At 51.3% G+C, this 22,733-nt stretch carries 16 protein-coding genes; 2 read left to right on the top strand and 14 right to left on the bottom strand.

Annotated elements, in window-relative coordinates:
* Window positions 1-72 precede the first annotated feature (72 nt).
* From Q4G98_RS10140 to Q4G98_RS10095, 10 genes are all read right to left on the bottom strand, one after another.
* Window positions 73-372: an HU family DNA-binding protein gene (locus Q4G98_RS10140; RefSeq protein WP_021718024.1), complete on the bottom strand. Its 300-nt coding sequence runs from the start codon at window positions 370-372 to the stop codon at window positions 73-75.
* A gap of 169 nt (window positions 373-541) precedes the next feature.
* The gene (gene mazG, locus Q4G98_RS10135; protein WP_177560639.1) at window positions 542-2,089 is read right to left on the bottom strand and encodes a nucleoside triphosphate pyrophosphohydrolase; all 1,548 of its coding nucleotides are present in this window, start codon (window positions 2,087-2,089) and stop codon (window positions 542-544) included.
* 12 nt (window positions 2,090-2,101) lie between these two features.
* A complete protein-coding gene (locus Q4G98_RS10130; RefSeq protein WP_177560640.1) occupies window positions 2,102-3,661 on the bottom strand; it encodes a polysaccharide biosynthesis protein in 1,560 nt (519 codons plus the stop codon).
* Window positions 3,662-3,724: 63 nt separating this feature from the next.
* A complete protein-coding gene (mfd, locus tag Q4G98_RS10125; RefSeq protein ID WP_177560641.1) occupies window positions 3,725-7,003 on the bottom strand; it encodes a transcription-repair coupling factor in 3,279 nt (1,092 codons plus the stop codon).
* 61 nt (window positions 7,004-7,064) lie between these two features.
* On the bottom strand, window positions 7,065-8,027 hold the full coding sequence (gene glpX, locus Q4G98_RS10120) for a class II fructose-bisphosphatase (RefSeq protein ID WP_177560642.1): 963 nt from the start codon (window positions 8,025-8,027) through the stop codon (window positions 7,065-7,067).
* Window positions 8,028-8,140: 113 nt separating this feature from the next.
* Complete coding sequence (locus tag Q4G98_RS10115; protein WP_177560643.1) at window positions 8,141-8,707, bottom strand: YIP1 family protein; 567 nt, start codon at window positions 8,705-8,707, stop codon at window positions 8,141-8,143.
* A gap of 6 nt (window positions 8,708-8,713) precedes the next feature.
* Window positions 8,714-9,649, bottom strand: coding sequence for a signal peptide peptidase SppA (gene sppA, locus Q4G98_RS10110; RefSeq protein ID WP_177560644.1), 936 nt, complete (start codon window positions 9,647-9,649; stop codon window positions 8,714-8,716).
* Between the two features lie 68 nt (window positions 9,650-9,717).
* Complete coding sequence (locus Q4G98_RS10105) at window positions 9,718-11,334, bottom strand: CTP synthase (protein WP_177560645.1); 1,617 nt, start codon at window positions 11,332-11,334, stop codon at window positions 9,718-9,720.
* A gap of 44 nt (window positions 11,335-11,378) precedes the next feature.
* The gene (argS, locus tag Q4G98_RS10100; protein WP_366917026.1) at window positions 11,379-13,037 is read right to left on the bottom strand and encodes an arginine--tRNA ligase; all 1,659 of its coding nucleotides are present in this window, start codon (window positions 13,035-13,037) and stop codon (window positions 11,379-11,381) included.
* Window positions 13,003-13,458: a DUF1934 domain-containing protein gene (locus Q4G98_RS10095; protein ID WP_177560647.1), complete on the bottom strand. Its 456-nt coding sequence runs from the start codon at window positions 13,456-13,458 to the stop codon at window positions 13,003-13,005. The genes argS and Q4G98_RS10095 overlap by 35 nt, the downstream gene beginning before the upstream one ends.
* Window positions 13,459-13,712: 254 nt before the next feature.
* On the opposite strand from Q4G98_RS10095, the gene putP reads away from it, so the two are divergent.
* A complete protein-coding gene (gene putP, locus Q4G98_RS10090) occupies window positions 13,713-15,200 on the top strand; it encodes a sodium/proline symporter PutP (protein WP_293719639.1) in 1,488 nt (495 codons plus the stop codon).
* A gap of 118 nt (window positions 15,201-15,318) precedes the next feature.
* On the opposite strand, the gene Q4G98_RS10085 is transcribed toward putP, so the two are convergent.
* From Q4G98_RS10085 to Q4G98_RS12430, 4 genes are all read right to left on the bottom strand, one after another.
* Entirely contained in the window at window positions 15,319-19,134 is a 3,816-nt protein-coding gene (locus Q4G98_RS10085) for an autotransporter outer membrane beta-barrel domain-containing protein (RefSeq protein ID WP_301961959.1), read from the bottom strand.
* Window positions 19,135-19,164: 30 nt separating this feature from the next.
* Complete coding sequence (locus Q4G98_RS10080; RefSeq protein WP_301961958.1) at window positions 19,165-20,088, bottom strand: glycosyltransferase family 8 protein; 924 nt, start codon at window positions 20,086-20,088, stop codon at window positions 19,165-19,167.
* A 117-nt stretch (window positions 20,089-20,205) separates the two neighbouring features.
* A complete protein-coding gene (locus Q4G98_RS10075) occupies window positions 20,206-20,532 on the bottom strand; it encodes a helix-turn-helix domain-containing protein (RefSeq protein WP_301961957.1) in 327 nt (108 codons plus the stop codon).
* A 1,156-nt stretch (window positions 20,533-21,688) separates the two neighbouring features.
* Window positions 21,689-21,772 (bottom strand): putative holin-like toxin, encoded by an 84-nt coding sequence (locus tag Q4G98_RS12430; protein WP_366916959.1) that lies wholly within the window; start codon window positions 21,770-21,772, stop codon window positions 21,689-21,691.
* A 300-nt stretch (window positions 21,773-22,072) separates the two neighbouring features.
* On the opposite strand from Q4G98_RS12430, the gene Q4G98_RS10070 reads away from it, so the two are divergent.
* A complete protein-coding gene (locus tag Q4G98_RS10070; RefSeq protein ID WP_301961956.1) occupies window positions 22,073-22,690 on the top strand; it encodes a sigma-70 family RNA polymerase sigma factor in 618 nt (205 codons plus the stop codon).
* Window positions 22,691-22,733 lie beyond the last annotated feature (43 nt).

Below are 22,733 nucleotides of genomic sequence, written 5' to 3'. Positions count from 1 at the left end.
ATGAGCTCCTTCCCATTAATTGTTCAGACAAAAATACCGGGCTTTAACGCCCGGCATTCTTGAACCCAAAGATTATTTTTTGTGTTTTTTTGCAGGAGCAGCGTTAACAGCGTCTTTAAAAGCTTTACCAGCTTTGAAAGCAGGAACTGTTGCAGCCGGAATTTTGATGGGTTCGTTGGTACGAGGATTCTTACCAGTACGAGCGTTACGGGTACGAGCTTCGAAAGTACCGAAACCAATCAATTGTACTTTGCCTTTTTTGGCAACTTCACCTTTTACGGTTTCGAGTAAAGCAGCTACTGCTTTCTCTACGTCTTTTTTGGTGAGACCAGCTTTTTCTGCTACTGCAGCAATAAGTTCAGTTTTGTTCACAATAAATCCCCCTTAAATTTTGTATGCGTCAGTTTAGGCGAAAACCGCATAAACACAACGACTAAGGTTGTTCACTAAAACTCTAATTCGCTATCAAAAGCAATATTCCTGCTAACATTTCATCTTTTTTTTATTTTTTTCTTAATTTTTGTGTAAAAAACGCCTTTTTTTAATTATTTTTCTCAAAATCCTTTGCCAGAAGCCAAAAAGCGTCTAATTCGGCCAAAGAAAAATCTTCCCATTTTTTCTTCGAGCTCCGCACTTTTTTCTCCACATAAGCAAATCTTTTAATAAAACGATTATTAGCAGCAGTAAGTGCCGTTTCCGGTTCCAAACCAATATGCCGGGCATAACCGGCCAGAATAAACAGCAGATCGCCAAGCTCATGCTCCATTTCTTTCTGACTGCCGCCGGCTACGGCTTCCTGCAATTCCTGCAGCTCTTCCATAACCTTTTCCCAGACGCCTTCGGTATCCGGCCAGTCAAAGCCTACTTTGGAAGCCTTGCTGTGCAGCTTGTAAGCGCGCATCAACGCCGGCAGTCCCGGAGAAATGCCGTCCAGAACATGGGTCCGATCCTTTTTTTCTTCCAATTTGATGGCTTCCCAGTTTTTGATCACTTCATCGCTGCCTGAAACCTTACGCGAACCGAACACATGCGGATGCCTGCGGGTAAGCTTTGCAGCCACGCCGTCGATGACATCCTGCAGCGAAAACAGATTGGCGTCCTGTGCCATGTGGGCATGAAAAACCACCTGCATCAAAATATCGCCCAACTCTTCTTCCATGCCTTCACAATCATGATTATCGACAGCTTCCAGAAATTCATAAACTTCTTCGATCATATTGCGGCGGATACTGCTGTGAGTCTGTTCACGGTCCCAAGGACAGCCGCCGGGCGCACGCAGTTTGCTCATGACTTCCGTCAACGGCAGCAGATCGGCGTCATAACGAAATTCATCACTGTCGCAATAAAAATCATCATCGTCGTCAAAGCACAGCTCTTTTTCTTCGCGCAAAACATTGACGTGCTGCACAACCGTCTGCTCCTGTGCCGGAATGAACACACTGGTCAGATGATCGATCTGCGGCTGCCGGTCCAGCTCATACAGCTTGATCGGCCGGCACTCTTCATCAGGCAGCCCCAAATTACGCAAAAAATACAGCTGCGCTTCATCGTCAAGCACTTCCATCAAATTGATTTTCACATCGGACGCAACCAGCTGACTATAGACCTGCGTGATCATCAGAGGATATTGACCGGCACTTGCCAGCGCTTCAAAATCGTGGGCGTCTACGATGCGCAGACCGGCAATCGGATCAACAGCCAGATTGACATAAGCCAGATCCAGAAAGCTCATTGCCGGCAGAATTTTTAAAGGCACACCTGCCGCTGCGGCCTGCTCTCTCAGCATCACTACTGTCCGTTCAGCAACTAACGGACTGCCTGGAACAGCGTAAACAACCTCCTGCTCACCGGCAGCCTGCAAAACAGCAGTCACGATCTTTTGATAAACATCTTCAAAAGACGCTTCATTTTCATAAACGGCATCGCAGGACGTAAATTTTACGCCCGCCTGTTCCAGCTCTTTAACCGACGGGTGCACCGCCGTACGCAAAATGACCCTGCTGCCGCTTTGCAGCACCGCCATCGTCTCCAACGATAAATGTCCGGCGCTGCCGGGCCCCAATCCTACAACAGTAATGCCTTTTTTCATCTTACCATCCCTTTACTTGAATCTGGAACCGATCACAGGTAATTTCTGCAATTCTTTTCTGCCGATCGTCCCGCTTGCTATCAAAGTCAATAGATAAACGATGCCAGCTGCAAAAATCGTGACCGCCGTCGCCAAAGTATTGCCCCAATAAACTGTTAAATAATTATATAAAAGCATACTGACCGCCGCCATCAAAACTGCCGCCAGTAAGATTTTTCCCAAAGCATACACCTTAAAAGTAATGCCGCTGCGGATCAAAAAGAAGATATTCAAAGCCGCAGCCAAGCCAAAATTAATATTAGAAGCCCAGGCCGCACCGACGATATTCCACGGCAGCGCCGTCAGATACCAGACAGCGGCGGCTTTGACCACGGCGCTGAGCAGCATGTTCCACATGGGTATCAGCGTCTGTCCCATCCCCTGCAGCATCCCTGTGGTTATCTGATGGATACCCAGCAGGAAGATCGAAGGCGCCAGATTCCTGATCGCTTCGCCTGCCAGCGCCGTACCATACAGCAACTTGGAAATTGGCCCAGCCAAAGCCCACATGCCGGCGGCGGCAGGAAAGGTCAGCAAACAGCATAATTTCATTGCCGTATTGGTTTTCCGGTCGATACTGTTTCTATCGCCAAGCGTAAAAGCTTCCGAAACAGCAGGTACCAGGCTTGCCGTCAGCGAAAGAGTCGGGATCGTCGCCATCATTACCAGCGGCATACCCATGCCTGTCAGATACCCAAACAAAGTCGTTGCCGCTTCGACTGAAAAGCCGGATTCCACCAGACGGTTAGGCACCAGCAGCATATCGATGCTGCTGGTCACTGGCACCATGATATTAGCGCAGGAAACAGGCAGCGCCAGCAACACCAGCCGTCTGGCGATCCTGCCAATGCTCTCCGGAGCTTCAGTAAGCTGCCGGCTGATCTCCTGCTGCCAGCGCGCTTTATTCCTGAAGTAAAAAAAGCTCAGGACGATAAGCCCGGTGATCGAACCCGGTACAGCGCCAAAAGCAGCCCCGGCCGCCGCATATTCCAGACCGTACGGCAGCAGATAATAAGCCAGCACGACCATCGTCACAACACGTACAAACTGCTCCAGGATCTGCGATACTGCCGGCGGCGTCATCATTTGATGTCCCTGAAAATACCCGCGGAAGCTGGCCAGGATCGTAGCAAAAAACACTGCCGGCGTCAAAGCAATCAGCCCATAATACGCCCGCGGATCGCGGATCAGGCCGCTTTCAACCAGCCACCCGGCCGAGCAATACAGCCCGGCGGCAAACACCAGACCCGTAGCGGCCATCAAGCCCAGGGAAACCCTGAACACCCGGCCAGCGCTGGCAAAATCGCCTTTAGCCACTTTTTCGGCTACAATGATCGATATAGCGATCGGGATACCGGCCGAAGACACGGACAACATCAGCAGATAAACGGGATATGCCATCTGATAAAGCCCGATACCTTCGCCGCCCAGCAGTCTGGACAACAGTATTCTGTTGACTGACCCGATGATCTTGACCATCAGCCCCGCCATCGTCAAAATCATGGCGCCGCGCAAAAACTTATCTCTGGTCATACCCTCGTCCTTTCCTTTGATTTCTTCATCTAATTATAATCAACTTTGCCGCCTCTGTATAGTTCAGTCTAAAGCCAGCCGCGGCAGATTTTTTTCCAGCCAGGTCAAACTGTCGGTTTTCAACTTGACTGTGCGGAAAATAAGCTGCGCCTGTGCGCCGCTTTTAAATTGCATATATTGCTGATGCTCGCCGATCAGCTGCATCAAAGCAGCCGGGTCAACAGCAGCGTTCTCGGCAAAGGTAATGCGGATCTCACCCTGTTTGACGCTGATCCCGCGAATATGCAGCAGCCGGCACAAAGCCCGCAGACAGGCAACGCGCCACAAAACCTCTACCTCTTCCGGCGGTTCGCCGAAACGGTCGATGATCTCATCCAGCAAGTCGCCCCTGCCAGCATAATCCAGCCCCGCAAAGCGCCGGTACAGCTCCAGCTTATAACGGGGATCAGCAATATAATCGTCTGGGATATAGCCGTCAACACTGATCTCCAGAACCGGGTCCGGCTCAGGAACACCGTCCTCAACACCGTCCTTCAGCTTGCGGATCGTCCGCTCCAGCATGTCGCAGTAAGCGGCAAAGCCCACACCGGCAATATGCCCATGCTGCTGCGCTCCCAGCAGATTACCGGCGCCGCGGATCTCCAGATCACGCATCGCGATCTTAAAGCCGGCTCCCAGTTCTGTAAAGTCGCGGATCGCCTGTAGCCGTTTTTCAGCGACCTCGCTCAAAGCACGGTTCCGTTTATAGACAAAATAGGCATATGCCAGACGGGAAGAACGCCCTACCCGCCCGCGCATCTGATACAGCTGTGACAGACCGAAATTCTCGGCGCCGTCGATAATGATCGTATTGGCCAGCGGCACATCCAGGCCATTTTCGATGATCGACGTAGACAGCAGCACATCACAGCTGCCTTCATAAAACGCGATCATTGCGTCTTCCAGCATATCCTCCGGCATCTGCCCATGGGCAATGCGGATATTGATGCCAGGCACCAGACTGCGCAGATCGGCGGCAATATTTTCGAGCCCCAGGACCCTGTTATGCACATAATAGATCCTGCCGCCACGGCGCAATTCGCGTTCCAACGCCTCTTTGATCATGCCCGGATTATATTCGGCCACATAGGTTTCTACCGGCAGCCGTTCCTCCGGCGGCGATTCGATCACGCTCATATCACGGCCATTGACCAGCGCCAGATGCAAAGTACGCGGGATCGGCGTCGCTGATAAGGTCAGCACGTCAACGCCGGTCTTCCAGCGTTTGATTTTTTCCTTCTGAGCCACGCCGAAACGCTGCTCTTCGTCGATAACAAGCAGACCCAGATCAGGGAACAGCACATCCGGCTGTAATAAACGGTGTGTCCCGATCAAAACATCTACCTGCCCATTCTCCAGATCATTCAGGATGCGTTTTTGCTCCCTGGGCGTGCAGAAACGGCTTACCATCTCCACCTTGACACCAAAAGGCTGCATCCGTTCTTTAAAAGTCATAAAATGCTGCTGGGCCAAAACAGTAGTCGGCACCATTACCGCTACCTGTTTACCATCCATTACCGCCTTGAAGGCCGCACGGATAGCGACCTCTGTTTTACCATAGCCGACGTCGCCGCACAGCAGCCTGTCCATCGGCTCAGGTTTTTCCATATCCGCCTTGATCTCCGCGATCGCCTTCAGCTGGTCCGGAGTTTCTTCATAAGGAAAGCGTTCTTCAAAGTCGCGCTGCCATTCGGTATCCTCAGCAAAAGCATAGCCGGGCACGATCTTCCGCTGCGCGTACAACCGCAGCAGTTCCTCAGCCAGCTCAGTGATAGCGGCACGGGCCCTGCTCTGCACACGTTTCCAGTCAGCGCCGCCCATCTTGGAAAGCCGCGGCGCCTGCCCTTCGTTGCCCACATATTTATGCAGCATCCCGACCTGCTCTACCGGCACATACAGTTTATCGTCGCCGGCATAAGCCAGCAGCAGATAGTCACGGTGCACGCCATCCACCAGCACGTTCTCGACGCCGATATAGCGGCCGATGCCGTGTACTGCGTGGACTACATAATCGCCCGCCTTGATCTCGGAAAAATACTGCAGCTGCGCACCGCTGTTTTTTGTATGCAGCCGCCGTTTTTTCTGCATCCCGAAAATATCATTTTCTGTCAGCAGCAGCCAGTTTTCATTCCAAAAGCGAAAGCCTGCCGTCAGCTCGCCGCTGATAACAGTGATGCGCCCCGGCTGCAGAAATGCCCCTTCTTTAACAAAAGCCGCGTTCAGATTACGGCTTTGCAGGCTGTCGGCCAGACCGCGCGCTTTTATATCGCTGCTCATCATCACCACAGGCACCTGACCGTCAGCCAGCCAGCCCTGCAGATCGCCTGTCAGCAATTCCAGATTTCTGTTATACGGCGCTACCGAACGCACCGGCACAGTGATATCCTTAAAAAATTGCAGATGACTGTGACCCAATGCGGCCACCACCCAGGCCCTGCTGCGGGCACAAAAGCCTTCCAGCTCGCCAGGCGTCCACAATTCATCCGCATAGCCCGCGCTTTCAGTATGCAGCTTCTGCAAAAGCTCAAACAAGCGCGACGGCTCGTCTATGACCAGCCGCGTCGAAGGTGACAGATAATCCAGCACCGAAGCTGAAAAATCCTCACTGCTGTCGATTTGCAGCGGTACGATCTTCACGGCGCTCAACGCTTCGATGCTGCGCTGATTATCCAGGTCAAAGCTGCGCATCGCGTCGATAGTATCGTCGAACCACTCGATTCGGGCCGGATGCTGACTGTTGATCGGGAAAATATCCAGAATATCACCGCGCAGACAGAACTGCCCGATAGCATCTACCTGCTCGGTGCGTTCATAACCAAGCTCGATCAGCCGTTCCAGCAGCTCCTGCTGCTCCAGCTGCTGCCCCAGCGTTACTACAACGCCGCTGCCCAGCACCTGCTGCGGTACCGGCAGCTTCTGCAAAAGCGCTTCCGCCGTCACAAAAACGATCCCGTGTTCCTCACCCTGCAGTATCCGCAGCGCCGCTACACGTCCGGCCTGCAGCTCACGGTTACGCGAATCGGCCTGCACCCTCGGCAGATCGACCGGATATAACTCCTGCATCAGTAAATCCGAATAGAAGCAGTTCAAGGTCCGGCGGTATTCACGAATATCGTCCCTGCCGCTAAGCAGGAACACCAAAGAGCCCTGTTCCGGCAAAAGCCGGTCCAGAGCTGCTAAAAATACAGTTTTTGCGGCGCCGCTGAGACCAGTCAGCGAACACCCACGCCCCTGCTGCCACAATTCGGCCGCACTGCGGGCTTCCGTTATTGCTCCAATAGCGTCCAATAATTGCAATTTCATCAGTTTACCCTTGAAAACAAAAGGGTTCTAGCCTGAGCTAAAACCCTTGGAGATGTAAAGCTTACAGTTTAACGGCAAAATCCTTGCGGTCAAAGCTGTGTACTGCGTCCACAAAACGCACCGTACCGGTCTTATAACGCATGGAAACAGTATGTGTGCGCACGCCGCCGCCAAAATAACGCAGACCGCTGAGCAGATTGCTTTCGGTGATAGCCGTAGCAGTAAACATGCAGTCATCGCCTTTGACCATATCGTCCAGGCGCAGGACCTGCTGACAATCACAGATGCCCATCTCCAGACAGCGTTTGACCTGTTCGTCATCTTCCGGGCACAAACGCGCCTGCATATCGCCGCCGAGACATTTGATAGCGGCAGCAGCCAGCACGCCTTCAGGAGCGCCGCCCTTGCCGATATACATATGCACGCCTGTACCTTCGATACCGGCATTGACGATAGGATTGACGTCGCCGTCAGTGATCAGCTGGATACGGGCGCCGGCACGGCGGATCTCATCCATGATGCCGTAATGGCGTTCACGGTCCAGCAAAACAACAGTCAGGTCAGAAACCTTACGCTCTAAAGCTTTAGCTACGCGCTCCAGATTTTCACTGACCGGCGCGTCGATATCGATGCAGCCTTTGGCACGGGGACCAACAGCGATCTTATCCATATACATATCAGGAGCGTGCAGCAGGCAGCCCTTCGGTGCGATAGCGATGACCGCGATAGCGCCCGGCTGGCCTTTAGCCACCAGATTCGTACCTTCAACAGGGTCTACGGCAATATCGACTTCGGCACCGCCGCCGCCGACTTTCTCACCGATATAAAGCATCGGCGCTTCATCCATCTCGCCCTCGCCGATAACTACCGTACCGCTGATATTCACAGTATCGAAAGCCTTACGCATAGCGTCTACCGCCAGCTGGTCGGCACCGTTTTTATCACCACGTCCTACACTGCGGCCGCAGGCGATCGCTGCAGCTTCGGTAACACGTACGAATTCCATGGATAATTCTCTGTTCATTCCTCAACCATCTCCTTTATTGATACGAGCATATAAAATCATATTAATTATATCACTTTCTGCCGTAACTTGCAGAGCAAAATAAAAATTACTTCGATTTTAAACCAAATTTATCAGCCCAGCTTGAGCGCCAGCAGTTCAAACAAGATCCGCAGCGGCAGCACAAAAGCGATATACAGCAGCAGCAGGCTGAAAGCCACCGTCGCCAGTGACCGTTTAAAATCGATCAGATATACCACCTGCAAAGCCCTGATCAGCAGATACAGCATCCACAGCTTGGCTGTGATGCAGGCGCCCACCACTACCAGCACACCCGTCAGGCCCAGCTTCGTTCCCAAAAGAGCGACCGGCGTCAGGACCAGAAAGGGCAGCGTAGTATAACCCAGCAGGCAGATCAGCCCGACGGCATCGCCCGCCATGGCTCCTAAAGTTTCCAATATTCCGTGCAGCAAAAAACCGTACATCGACAAAACTACCCCGGCGATGGAAACAGCGGCGGCAATAACGGCAAACCTTACCGAAAGAGCCTGCTCTAAAAACAGCTGGTTCGTCACCACGCCGCAAAACAGCCCCACACTTAAGGTAAAATACCACAGACTGCGCCACATACAGCGCTCCTGCACCAACTGGCGCATCCCGTCCCTGGTCTCAAACAAAACGCTGAAGGTCTTACGCCTCATAAGGCATCACCTCGCCGCCTGCGGCGAAGCTATTCCAGCCGCGTCTTTTTGCAGCAGCATTTCCAAGTGTCCCAGCATCATTTTGGATAACTGAGCGCTGAAAAATACTTCCCAGGGTTTCTGCCGCTTATTCTCTTTGATCTCCGGTATCCCGTCGACGCCGATAGCCTTGCCGGCGGCCCCCAAAGCATCATAATAATTGCCCAGCTCGTCCACCAGGCCCAGGGCCTGAGCCTGCCGCCCGGTATAAACGCGGCCGTCAGCCAAAGACTTTACCTTAGCGACATCCATTTTCCGGCCTTCGGCGATCACACCCACAAATTCCTCAAACATCTGATTGACCATATTCTGCAGAATCTGCTGTTCTTCCGGCGTCATCGGCCTGTCCGAGGACATGATATCCTTGTACTGGCCACTTTTGATCTTGGTCGTATAGATACCGATTTTTTGGAAAAGCTCCTGCGTGTTCATATAAGGCATATAAACGCCGATACTGCCTGTCAAAGTCGATGGATTGGCATAGATAGTATCGCTGTAAGCCGCCAGCCAGTAAGCTGCCGAAGCGGCACTGTCCCCCATCGAGGTGATGATCGGCTTATTGGTAGTTTCTTTGAACCGTTTCAGCTCGCGGCCCACTTCCTCTGCCGCCGTAACACTGCCGCCAGGCGAATCGATCCGCAGCACCAGCGCCTTGACGCTGCTGTCGGCCGCCGCCTCGCGGATCTCGCGCATCAGCCGTCCCGAAGAAGCGCCCGTAGCTTCGCCCCAGATATTCTCACCCGGATCGCCGCTAACGATCGTCCCTTCGATATTGATGACTGCCACCCTGTCTGTCGGCGCAGCAATCACTTTTTCCTCACTATTCTTACCTGATAACAACGATACTACGAAAGACAGTACTGCGATCAGTAAAATCGCACTGATAAAAATTTTTTTCAGCATACCTGCAACTCCTTTTACAAAAAAAGCAGACTGACTCGCAGCCTGCTTTTAGGTTTTCTTTCAGAGTCTTATTTTTGTTCCCGCAAAGCAGCGGCGATGAAATCTCTAAACAACGGATGCGGATTGGTCGGACGAGACTTGAATTCAGGATGGAACTGCGCACCCAGGAACCAGGGATGTCTGTCCTCCGGGATCTCCACGATCTCCACCAGCCGTCCGTTCGGCAAAGTGCCGCCGATACGCAGGCCGCCGGCAACGATCTGCTCGCGCAAAGCATTGTTCACTTCATAACGGTGACGATGGCGCTCGTAGATCAGCTCTTCCTGATACGCCTTTTCAGTCAGGGTACCCGGATAGACTTTGCAGGGATAAAGGCCCAGACGCATCGTGCCGCCTTTATCTTCCACACTTACCTGTTCCGGCATCAGGTCGATAACAGGATACTTGCAGTCAGGCGCGAATTCGGCGCTGTTGGCGTTTTCCATACCGCAGACATTGCGGGCATATTCGATAACGGCACACTGCATACCCAGACAGATACCAAAGAACGGTACTCTGTTTTCGCGGGCATACTGCACCGCCTTGATCTTGCCTTCGATACCACGGTCGCCAAAACCGCCCGGCACCAAAATACCATCGACGCCTTCCATGACCTTCTGCATATCGGTCTCAGGCGCTTCGATATTCTCAGCATTCACCCATTTAATTTTCAGTTCGCTTTCATTAGCCACGGCAGCATGCTTCAAAGCCTCCGTGATACTGATGTAAGCGTCCTGCAGCTCAACATACTTGCCAACTACGGCGATCGTTACTTTGCGGTCATAATGTTTCAGTATCCGCTCTACCATTTCATGCCAGTAAGACATATCTTTGGGCTTATCAGGCATATCCAGCTTTTTGAGCGCGATAGTATCCAGTCCCTGCTCTTCCATCAGCATCGGCACCTGGTAAATGCTGGCCGCTGTCAGGTTCTGGATCACAGCCTCCGGATCAACGTCACAGAACATAGCCATTTTTTCGCACATATCCTTAGAAATAGGACGCTCACTGCGGCAGACGATAATATCAGGAGAAATACCGATGCTGCGCAGTTCTTTAACGCTGTGCTGGGTCGGCTTGGTTTTCAGCTCGCCTGCAGCAGCGATATAAGGAACAAGAGTCACATGGATATACAAAACGTCGTTGCGGTCAACTTCCTTTTTGACCTGACGGATAGCCTCCAGGAACGGTAAGCTCTCGATGTCGCCTACAGTGCCGCCGATCTCGGTAATAACAAAATCAGCGTTGTCATCACGGCCAACACGGTAAACACGCTCTTTGATCTCATTCGTGATATGCGGAATGACCTGTACGGTACGTCCCAGATAATCGCCGCGGCGCTCTTTATTGATAACGGACAGATAGATCTTGCCTGCCGTCACATTCGAGCTCTTAGACAAATTGATATCAATAAAACGCTCATAATGGCCCAGGTCAAGGTCGGTCTCCGCGCCGTCGTCGGTGACGAAAACCTCGCCGTGCTGATACGGGCTCATCGTGCCCGGGTCAACATTGATATAAGGGTCAAATTTCTGGATCGTGACCCTATAGCCGCGGCTTTTCAGCAAACGTCCCAGCGAAGCCGCCGTGATCCCTTTCCCCAGCGAAGAAACTACACCGCCTGTTACAAAAATATATTTCGTCATGATTGTCCTCCCGTTCCTCATAAAATGGCTTTTATCTCAAAAAATTACATTCTTTCCGGTGCCGATACGCCCAAAATGCCCAAAGCATGTTTGATCGTATGGCGGGCAGCCTTCACCAGCTTGATCCGTGCCTGCTGCACTTCCGGGTCTACGCCCAGGATGCGGCACTGATTATAGAAGGAATGGAACAGCCCGGCAAGATCGTGCACATAATGCGCCACACGGTGTACCGCGCGCTCCTGCGCCGCCAGCTCCAGCATCTCCTCATATTCACCCAGCTTCTTGATCAGCTCCAGCTCTGTCGCGTCTGTCAGCAAAGTATAATCGGCAGCTGCCGCTTCAGCAATATTTTCCTCGGCCAGCTGGCGCATGATGCTGCAAATGCGGGCATGCGCATACTGGATATAATAAACAGGATTCTCATTTGATTTTTCCGTAGCCAGGGTCAGGTCAAAATCCAGCTGGCTGTCGATCGAACGCATCGCAAAGAAGAATCTGGCCGCATCCGTGCCCACCTCTTCGATCAGCTCGTTTAAGGTAACGCTCTGTCCGGTACGCTTCGACATCTTGACCAGCTCGCCGTTGCGGTACAGGCTGACCATCTGCAGGATCAACACCTCCAGCTGCTCAGGATCATAACCCAGCGCGCCCACAGCCGCCTTCATTCTGGCGATATATCCATGATGGTCGGCGCCCCAGAGATTGATGACGCGGTCAAAACCGCGGCTGAATTTATTCCAGTGATAAGCAATATCGGCTGCCAGGTAAGTCGGCACACCATTATCACGGATCACGACGCGGTCCTTGTCATCGCCGTAAGCAGTCGCTTTCAGCCACAGGGCCCCGTCCTTTTCATACATATAACCACGCTCGGTCAAAAGCTCGCAGGCTTCCCTGATCTTATTGGCATCATGCAGGGTCTGCTCGCTGAACCAGACGTCAAAAGTAACATTAAAAGCTTCCAGGTCTTCCTTCAACGCTGCCAGCTTTTCTTTAAGGGCGATCGTGCGGAACTCGTGCAGACGTTCCTCTTCGTCCATATGCAGGAATTTATCGCCATAGATCTTGACGATCCGTTTGGCAGTCTCCACGATATCGTAACCATGATAACCGTTTTCCGGGAACTCCACATCCACCCCAAGCTCTTCCAGATAACGGGCATTGACGGAAGCCGCCAGATTATTGATCTGGTTGCCGGCATCATTGATATAATATTCCCTGGTCACATCATAACCGGCCGCCTTCAGCAGGTTCGCCAGCGAACTGCCCACTGCGGCGCCGCGGCCATGGCCAACGTGCAGCGGACCCGTAGGATTGGCGCTCACATATTCCAACTGGATCTTTTCGCCACCCCTGGCAGGCAGATCGCCATAAGCCTCGCCTGCAGCTACGATACCTGCCAGAAGCTCGGCCGTCCAATTTTGTTTCAGATAAAAATTAATGAATCCGGGCCCTGCTATCTCAGCCTTTTCCACATAAGGACAATCCAGATTGTCGATCACCGCCTGAGCCACCAAACGCGGATTGCATTTTAAGCTGCGGGCCGACTGCATGGCAAAATTAGTAGCAAAATCACCAAATTCCTTTTGCGGCGGTACCTCTAATAATACCTCCGGCAGTTCTCCCTCTTTGATCGTACCGGCGGCAATCGCTTTAGCCGCGGCAGCTTTAATGGCAGCAGCCAGTGCTTCCTTCATATTCACGCTTGACATCCTCCTCGATTTCCATCTTCAGCTTCAACCTGCTGTGTGCCTGTCCGTCCAGCTCTAAAGCATATTCCAGTTCGATATGCCAGACCCTGTCACGGCAGTAAACATATAAATACTCAGTCGTCAGCCGCATCGGCAAAGTCAAGTACGGAGTCCGGTAAAGGCTTTCACAGACCAGACCCGCGGCAAACTCCTGCCGGCAGTCCACCGTGCCGCTGCGCAGGATAATGACCCTTTCATGATCCCACTTCAGCGTAGTTTTCGTACCTGCCAGACCAGATGCTGCATCTTCCTCGTAAAAAACATAAAATTTATTATTTTTTTCCGCCAGTCTGCCATAAGCCGTGGTCTCGATATTTTCCGTACCTTCGCTGCTGCGTGACTGGCTGTAAATATGTATTTTCACAGGCTGCATAACAATTTTCACTCCATAAAAAAACGACTGGAGCCTGCTCCCTTTCGCGCGCCAACTTATGTTCGAAACGGAGCAAGCCCCTCAATGCCTGCACCTTCCTTTCAATAAATAAAAGGAACGGTCTACAAAACTTCTTCAAATATTATATATCAGTGACCGTATTCAGTCAAGGAAAGGCTGACTCTTGCACCTGAGGCTAAAAAAAGTGTATAATATTTATACTGTTTTTGTTGAACTAAAGAGGAGGGGTCACGATGCAGCAGGATTGGGGCATCATTTTTGCATTTGGATTATATTTTTTAGCACTGTTCGGCATAGGGATTTTCCATATGAAGAAAGAACAGGATCTGGCCGGCTATGTTTTAGGCGGCCGTAAGGTAGGGCCCTGGGTCTCGGCCATGAGCGCCGAAGCCTCGGATATGAGCGGCTGGATGCTGATGGGACTGCCCGGCTACGCTTATGTGGCAGGCGTCAGCGCCTTCTGGATCGCTATCGGACTGGCCATCGGCACCTGGCTGAACTGGCTGTTTGTAGCCAAAAGGCTGCGTGTTTATACCAAGATCGCCAACGATTCGATCACCTTACCGGATTTTTTTGAAAACCGTTTCCGTGATAAAACAAAAATTCTGCGTATCGTTTCCGCAATTTTTATTTTTATTTTCTTTCTGATCTATACCGCTTCCGGCTTCGTCGCCGGCGGGCGTTTATTCAACACTGTTTTTGGGCTGCCTTATTTTGAGTCGCTGCTCATCACGGCAGGCATCGTCGTTTTTTATACCTTTACCGGCGGCTATATCGCTGTTTGCCGCACCGATTTTTTCCAGGGCTGCCTGATGTTTTTCGCGATCATCATCGTGCCCCTGACCGGCATCTTTAAAGCCGGCGGGCCAGTGACCGCCTTTGAAAAGCTTTATGCTATGAACGCCAACTATTTCAGCTTCTTTACAGACGCCACCGGCGTCACCCTCAGCGCTACGGCGATCATTTCGCTGCTGGCCTGGGGGCTTGGTTACTTCGGTCAGCCGCATATCCTGGTACGCTTTATGGGCATCAGCTCGGCTAAAGAGATACCGCAGGCGACGCGCATCGCCATGGTCTGGGTCATCTTCTCCCTGTTCTTCGCCGTTACCGTCGGCCTGGTCGGCCGGGTACTGCTGGGCGATAAACTGACCGGCGTCAATGCCGAGACCGTCTTTATGGTCCTCAACAACGAATTTTTTGTCTCCTTCCTGGCCGGCATCATCATCTCCGCTATTTTGGGCGCCATCATGAGCACCTCTTCCAGCCAGCTGCTGGTAACTGCTTCGGCGATCTCTACCGACTTCTATCAGGCGCTGCTGCGTAAAAACGCCGGCGAAAAAGAACTGGTCTTCGTCAGCCGTTTAGCCGTAGTTTTAGTAGCCTGCTGCTCGCTGGCGCTGGCCTCTAACCCCAATAACTATATTTTGGAACTGGTCGCCTACGCCTGGGCCGGCTTCGGCGCTTCCTTCGGCCCGCTGGTGCTGTTCAGCCTTTTCTGGCGCCGCACCACTATCAAGGGCGCTATCGCCGGCGTTTTCTGCGGCGGCTGCACCGTCCTCATCTGGAAAGAATTTTTTGCCTCTACCGGCATCTACGAGATCGTGCCCGGCTTCATCGTTTCGGCGCTGGCGATCTTTATCGTCAGCCTGCTGGATAAACAGCCTGATGCCGCCATCGTCAAAGACTTTGACGTAGCCGAGGCCCATATCAAAGATATGTAAAAATCTGACAAGTAAAAAGTAACAGCCCTGACAGATAAATCTGTCAGGGCTGTTTGTATTATAACTGCTTTTTTCAATAAATACTATGCACTACCGCTTGTGACTAAGCGGCGCTCACTTAAAATGTAAATCTTAACCCGGCGTTGAACTGCCATTCCGTACGCAGGTCGCCGCCAAAGGTTTTCAAGGCGTCGAAATACAGGTTGCTGTTTTTGGCAAGGCCCAGATTAGCCCCCAGACCGATCTCATACCAGCTGCCGCTCATATCGGCGCTTTCCACAACAGTGCTTCTGTCGTTGTAATAGGCAGCTCCGCCGCCGTTGCCGCCAAAGTCGTGCAGCAGCGAGGCTTTAAGATATACGTTGCCCTGCCGCCCGTTCATGGTAAATTCTTTACCGCTCAAAACGCCTAAGCGGGTCACAGCGCTGTTGACTGCGTCCTGACTGATCTCCGTACCATTGGACATAGTATAATCGGCACTACCGATACGTCCCAGACTCAGTTCTGCCTGCGGCTCTACGAACCAGCCCCCCTGCAGATCCTGCCTGTAGCCGTATTCAGCGCTGATACCGTAAGCCCAGGTATCGTAATCACCTTTAGCAGTATTGCCGCTTCTGTCTACCAGCTTAAAGTCGTTGGCAAGCTTGCTGCCGCGGGCGATCACGTCCAGATAATGGCCTTTATTGCCCAGCCAGCTGGCATATAAGCCTACGCCCGTGCTGCTCAAATCGCCGCTGCCGCTGTTGTAGCTGGCATTGCTGTCGATACGGTTGACGGCGATGCCGGTATACAGCTTGCCGCCCTTATAATCCTGCACCTTGTCGATACCGCCCTGGAAGGATGTGTAATCCTGATCAAAACTACGGTCATAGGCACTGTCGGCGCTCATTTCGCCCCTGTAGTAACGGGCCCAAACGCCGCCCTCAGCAGCTTCCGGGTCACTGCGCAGGTCGCCCATGCGTCTCATCAGATTGTCGCCTTCGATTCGCCACAGATTGCTGATCGACATCTGCGCGTCAGCGGCCGTCATCACAGCTTCTGAAGCGCCTGCTTCTTCAAAATCTATTTTGGTGATCTTGACATTATTACCGTCTACTTCTATGGTCGGCGTTGCCAAAAATCTGGTCAGCGGATCGTCCATTTCGCTTTCCTTACCAACAAAATTATTCAAGTTCTGGTCAGCATCCAAATTAGTTACCGTCAGCACTGTCACATCGCCCACAAAGCTGTCCAACTTACTGCCGTCAAAGGCTTTATCATAGCCGACAGTGATGTACTGCGTTGCCGTGCCGCTGTCAGCCGCCAACTTGGCAAAGGTAAACTTATCGGCATTAGGAATAACATTCGACAAGTCAGTAGCAACTTTAAAGGTATTGCTGCCCGCCAGCTGCAAAGTGCCGCCGTTAATAGTACGGCCAACGTTTTGGCCTTCAGCCGGGCTGCCAAAACCCAAAGTCGCATTGTTCAGGTAAGTAATAACCGTATCGTCAGGGTTTGTACCATCACTGTTCAAAACAGCGTTATCATTAAAAAGCACTGTCGCGTTATCGGCATAAATGGCGTAGGCTTTACTGCCTTCCAGGGTCGCGGTATTGCCGGCTTTAGCGCCGATAGTGATCGTGCCGCCGTTACCGCCATCAGTCTTGGCGTTCAAAGTGATCACAGCGCCCTTGGCGGCATACACGCCATAAGCCTCGGCTGCTTCACCTTTTTGGCCGTCCTGACCTGCCGTAGCTACACCACTCCCCCCATTGGCGGCAGCCCCCTTCCCGCCAGCACCAGCCTTCGCCTCTGCAATGATCTGGTCCACTGCAATCGCCGTCTGGCTGCCGCTGCCAGTGCCGAAAACACCATAAGCATAAGCATTACCACCGTTGCCGCCATCACCGCCGGTACCGGCAGCCGTAACAGAACCATCTTTATTTACCTCGCCACCAACACCGCCAGCGCCGCCGCTGGCCGCAGCTGTGATTTTGCCGACTGTTAAACCTACACTGCCGCCGCTGTTGCTGACGCCATAAGACGCACCAACTCCACCCTGGCCGCCTTTACCGCCAACGATTCCGGCGCCATCATTATTTACCTTATTCATAGGATTAGAAACCTGAGCATGATAGCTGGAACCGCCAGTTGCCTCTACTGTAATTTCAGCCACCGTTAACCGTTCGGCCAATCCGCCTAAAACATTGATCCCATAAGCGGCGGCAGCCCCACCAACAGCACTGGCACCATTGACAGTGCCATAAGTACTGATTCCGCCGCCACCAAGCCCACCAGTTGCCGTTATTTCCAGCTTCTGTACATCTGCTGCCAGGCTTCCGTCCGTATTCTGCAAACCAACGGCTATCGCCTCGCCGCCAGCCCCGCTTACTCGCTCCGTTACCAATATCTGAGCAGCCTCATCTGTAACTTTGCCTGCAGAATCGGCATTGATGTTACCGCTGCCACCTTGGCCGCCGGTTGCCGCAAGCTTAATACTACCTGTTACGGTGACCTTGCTGCTGCCGCCACGATTATCCACGCCAACGACTAAAGCTTCACCGCCTTTACCCGCAGACGCCTGTACTACTCCTGCGGCTGTCACCTTGCTTGCGTCAGTTACAGTTAATGTCCCTAAGTCACCGCCCTTGCCGCCGGCCGCCACGATGTCCATCCCAGCCACAGTCAGTTCCACTTCGCCGCCGGTGTTACTGATCCCTGCTACATAAAAATCCCCGCCAGTGCCGCCGCTGCCGCTGAGGCTGTTGATAACAGCTCCGCCTTTACCTCCATCGGCCCTATTCTGAAAAGTCGCTATTTCTATATTCCTTATGGTGCCGTCTACCTTACCACTCACGATATGGACGCCAGCAACATTAGTGTTACCACCAGCTCCACCATGGCCTGCCACAGCATTTTCAACGTCAGTACCAGCAGCATTGCCGCCAATTCCACCGCTTATATAATTACTACTACCAGACTGCTTGATACTTATATCCTGCAAAGCTAAATGGGCGATCCCGCCGTTGACATCAACGCCATAGGCTACAGCATTGCCGCCAGCTCCGCCGTCAACAGCATGTGTTAAACCAGACATCACATCCTGTCCCCTCCCTGGTTCGATGCTGTACGATCCTTCGCTCTTTTCGATCTCCAAATTGCCTGTCAGTGTTGCCGTTACCTCGCCGCCAGTAACCCTGATCCCACAAGCCTCAGCATCACCGCCGTCAGAAAATTTTGTGGCCCCCTCAGCAATTTCCTCAATACTCGATAGATAACTAGAACTTTGAGCATTCACTATGATATCAGTACCGCTAAAAATAACCGTGCCGTCATCGACCTGCAGGCCCGCTGCTAACGCCTTGCTGTGTTTAGCACCGTTTATATCTACTGAGCCTTTATACCAATTCGTAAAATTTGATTTAGCGACTACATTTATCTTAGCAGCCGTGATCGTCAGGTCATGTTTAACTGCCAAACCATAGGCCGCAGCAGCACCGGCAACCTGACTTACGCCCTGATAAACGCTGCCGTTACGTCCACCTGTTGCAGTTACTGTTATATTGCCTGTTTCAACGCTGCTGAGACTTTCATCTACCGTTACCCTGGCCACAGCGTCGCCGCCTTTAGCACCTGCCATTACTGTTGGGTTGGAATAATCAATCTCGTCACCGCCCCTGCCTCCGGTCGCTGTAACCACAATAGCATTGCTGATAGTTCCTTCTGTAATCTTACCTGTGATAACAGCATTTTCACCATCGGTAACAGAACCAGTTGAAATGTCATTACCAGCAGCTCCGGTTTCAGTAAAACGACCGCCGCTGCTGGTAATATTTTCCGCTTTCTCTGCGGCGTAAACTTCGTTGACTACAATGTTGATACCGCTGGAATAAACTATCGACATCGCCAGCAGCGTATGTGCTATTTTCTTAGTTAAACTTGCTTTACGAGACATTTGCATCCTTCTTTCTCAAATCCATCATTTTTATTCATATTTTTCTTTTAAAAAATACTTTAATAAGGCTTCGTAATACGATGCCGATTCGGCATATTTGCCCTGCTTGTGCAGCAGCCGCGCCGTCATCATCACCGTCTGCACAGTTTTACCATCCTGCGGTTTCAAATCGCTCCACAGAGATTTTTTGACATACTGCCAGTACAGTTCTTTCGCATTGCTGTCCACATAATAACTGTGCCAGGGCTTCACATAGTCGATATAGTGTACGATCACCGCTTGCAAATCTTCATTCAAAGTTGTGTTGTTGATAACGATACAGTTAAAAATTTTCGGCAATTCCACAAACTCACCGTCGATAACACCGTTGAGCGCATCCTGATCGCCCCAGAGGATCTTCGTGCCGCCGACCTGCTCCAGCCACTGGAACAATTTTGTTGTAAGTTTTTGCTCACGCCATTGTTTTAAGTCCATCAGCAAAACGCCGGAATTGAAATAGCGGCCGTTTTTCAGACCGATACGGTCACAGCTGCGGTCCTCGCCGTAATCGCGCGCTGCCGCCAGCACCTTGCCCTGCAAGTCCAGCTGCCACAAGGGCAGGATATCGCCCTTGCAGATGATGTCCGCATCCATGTAGATGATCCTTGTTATCTCAGGCGGCAGCATATCAGCGAACAGATAGCGGTAATACATGGCCTGCGTGATATGCCCCGGCGGTACGACGAAGGTCATACCCTCGGTACTTGTGATCTGGTAAAAGTGCAGTGTCAGATTACGGTACAGCCTTTCCATCTGCTGTAATTTTTCCATATCCTCCGGCAGCAGCTCGTCGTAGACGATGTGCACGATTAAATCATGCCCGATATTGTTATGCACCAGCGAAGTAATGGTGATGCCGGCAAATTTGCCAAAATTCTTATCAATGCCAAAACCAAGATGTATTTGTTCGGGCACCTTACTCCTCCTCTCTTTATCTAAAATTTTCTTTGGGCTGCTTTGTTTATACCTGACCGCCTCCCTGTCTGGTAAATTTAATATATTCTCCGCAGCTGTTGCTGCGGTTACAGCGTTTTACCTGTGCGACAGCCTTACAAGCTGTAAAAGCTGCCGCACTTCCTCCAGCGTATAGACTTCTGCAGGAGTTTCCTCTTCAGCCTGCTCTTTGCCCCAGTCCAGCGCCGCCTGAGTATCTAAAAATACTTCCAGCGGGCATTCCAGCACATTGGCGATACGCAGCAGCAGCTTCAGGTTGACGTTGACATGGTTACGTTCCAGATTACTCAGATGGGTCTGGCTGACATCTATACGCTGTGCCAGCTCCTGCTGGCTCAGCTGTCTGGCCATGCGCAGAAAGCGGATATTGCCGCCGATACACATCAGGCATTTTTCGTCGTACACCCTTACACCCCCACTCTGCGCTGCCGAAAATATTGTTCTGTCTTTGTCTTACTTTGCTGAAAATCTGATTTTATTTACTAAAACTTCAAAAACATTTGTTAAAATAATATTCGCACCTATTATAGCACACCTGTACCCCCCCACAAGACATACTAACGGATATTTTCGACGCAGTTTGGTTTTGTTTTTGCCCGTACGGTTTGCCAGCCGCCGAAGTTATAAAGAAACCGCACGTTGCTGCGGCTTGCCCGGCAAATGGTTAGGTTTAATTTTTTATTTTCTTTTTCATTGAAAATTTTAATTTTTACTTTTGAATTTAGGTTTTTGTTTCTTTTTATGCAACTTTCTTCCAGAAGCAAGCTGCGCAATCTACAGAGGCTCATTATGCAATCGCCTCTTGCGCTGTCCGTTTTACCATTGCATTATTTGCGGCATTAGCACTTGCAACTAATGCGGTAAAAAGGCAAGAAGCTTGCGCACTATGGCAAGTCCTGTTTTGCTTTGCTCGCTGTCCGGCTTCCAGGCAACTGCTTTTTTTAGGTTCACAGAAATACTTCCCTATTCGGTCAGTATTTCTGCGGGCTTTCGGCAATCCTGTTCCATGCTGCGCATATAACAGTGCCTCAATGCCTTGACCACAATGTGCGCTCAAAACCCTGCATCGTACAAATTACTGCTGAATTTCATGAGTACGGTATCTACATACTGATGGTATCAATGCGGATTGACTACAGCAGTAGAACGTACGAGACAGAGGGTTTTACAGCGCATTGGGAAGATTTGGCAGATGAGCGAAACGCAGCTGCAAGCAGGCGCAGGGTATGTCTGAGGTATCGGCAGGCTATGCAAAGCATAGCCTTTTAATTTTTCCCTGTGATACCGAGTTGCCCGGAGCGCGTACAGCGAGTGAAGCACAATCCAAATCTTAACAGCGCTGAAGTTCTTTGCGCCGCTTGCTTTCAAGAAAGTGGCATAAATAAAAAAGAAACCCCCTGTGTGGCTGCATCAAATACAGTCTCACAGGGGTTTGAAATTACTTGACAGGTACGATATAATAGTAAAAGAGATAGCTGATGCGGGAACGTCAGCTCTCCCCTGAAATTTAATAATTTGACGGGAAGCTGCGTAGCCACTTGGTTATGCGGCTTTTCTCATTCTATCGTAAACGGTAAAACGATAGGAGAAGCACTATTAAAGTTGAAAAGCCTATCATCAATGATAACGCTTCGAAAACTGTCATAGTTTATCACCCCCACTCTTTTGGGAGTGGGAAAACCGACACACCAGCTATCTCTCGCCTTAGTATAGCACTTTACATTCAAGTTTACAAACAATAGTTCACTTTTTATTCATGCACAAAATATTTTCGCCCGGTCAGTTATGGCCGGGTTTATTTTTTATAAAAAAAATTAGCCCCTGAAAGGGGCTAAAACTTTTTGCGCCATTTTTCCCTATTTACTTTTGCTCAAAACAGGCGTACACTAGCTACTGTTGTGCACGACGACTGACAGTATAACCGGTTATCATAAAACCAAGGGACTTGATCACCATAAATAAATTTGACAATCTCAACAATATCGATACAGACGAAACCCAGGCAGAACGCTTACAGCGGCTGATAACTGCCGCCCAAAACAACGATAAGGCCGCACTTTTGCAGTTATGCGAAGATTTTAAGCCGCTGCTGCAAAGCGAGGCCCGCCGTGAAATGTTTTATAAGTCGCTGGGACGCGACGCCGAAAGTATTGCCGTGCTGGCTTTTATCGAGCTGGTATTTAAATATAAGGGCGCCGATTACCTGAACTGGCCCGGCTATGCCCGCTGCAAGGTGCATTTCGCGCTGTTCGACGCTATGGATAAGCAGGGCAGGATCTGGGAGCACGAAACGCAGATCGATACGGGCAGCGAGGCCGGCATCGACCTGCTGGACAGCGGCTATAACGAAGCCTGTGCCCTGGACGAGCTGGCACAGCTTTTGCTGTCGCTGGACCTGCAGGAAGCACTGGCGCAGCTGAACGAACAGCAGCGCAGAATACTGCTATTGTTGTTCATAGATGACCTGAAACCTGCCGAAGCGGCCAGACGTTTGCACTGCACGGTGCGCAATATCACCAAGCACCGCCTGAAAGCGCTGGACAGGCTGCGGGAACTGCTGTAAAAGCTGATACTGAATAAAAAACAAAACAGTCCCTCAAAAGTTA

This window comes from uncultured Phascolarctobacterium sp., assembly GCF_958349595.1.
GTDB lineage: Bacteria > Bacillota > Negativicutes > Acidaminococcales > Acidaminococcaceae > Phascolarctobacterium.
Note: the sequence above shows the minus strand (reverse complement) of the source record. Positions and strands in the feature narration are given on the sequence as shown.

Bases quoted from the DNA above. Each gene is read 5' to 3' on its own strand.
- putP (WP_293719639.1), top strand. From the start codon at position 13,713: ATGCAGCAGGATTGGGGCATCATTTTTGCATTTGGATTATATTTTTTA.
- mfd (WP_177560641.1), bottom strand. From the start codon at position 7,003: ATGAAATTGCAATTATTGGACGCTATTGGAGCAATAACGGAAGCCCGC.
- Q4G98_RS10115 (WP_177560643.1), bottom strand. From the start codon at position 8,707: ATGAGGCGTAAGACCTTCAGCGTTTTGTTTGAGACCAGGGACGGGATG.
- sppA (WP_177560644.1), bottom strand. From the start codon at position 9,649: ATGCTGAAAAAAATTTTTATCAGTGCGATTTTACTGATCGCAGTACTG.
- glpX (WP_177560642.1), bottom strand. From the start codon at position 8,027: ATGAACAGAGAATTATCCATGGAATTCGTACGTGTTACCGAAGCTGCA.
- Q4G98_RS10085 (WP_301961959.1), bottom strand. From the start codon at position 19,134: ATGTCTCGTAAAGCAAGTTTAACTAAGAAAATAGCACATACGCTGCTG.
- mazG (WP_177560639.1), bottom strand. From the start codon at position 2,089: ATGAAAAAAGGCATTACTGTTGTAGGATTGGGGCCCGGCAGCGCCGGA.
- Q4G98_RS10130 (WP_177560640.1), bottom strand. From the start codon at position 3,661: ATGACCAGAGATAAGTTTTTGCGCGGCGCCATGATTTTGACGATGGCG.
- Q4G98_RS10105 (WP_177560645.1), bottom strand. From the start codon at position 11,334: ATGACGAAATATATTTTTGTAACAGGCGGTGTAGTTTCTTCGCTGGGG.
- Q4G98_RS10095 (WP_177560647.1), bottom strand. From the start codon at position 13,458: ATGCAGCCTGTGAAAATACATATTTACAGCCAGTCACGCAGCAGCGAA.
- Q4G98_RS12430 (WP_366916959.1), bottom strand. From the start codon at position 21,772: ATGACAGTTTTCGAAGCGTTATCATTGATGATAGGCTTTTCAACTTTA.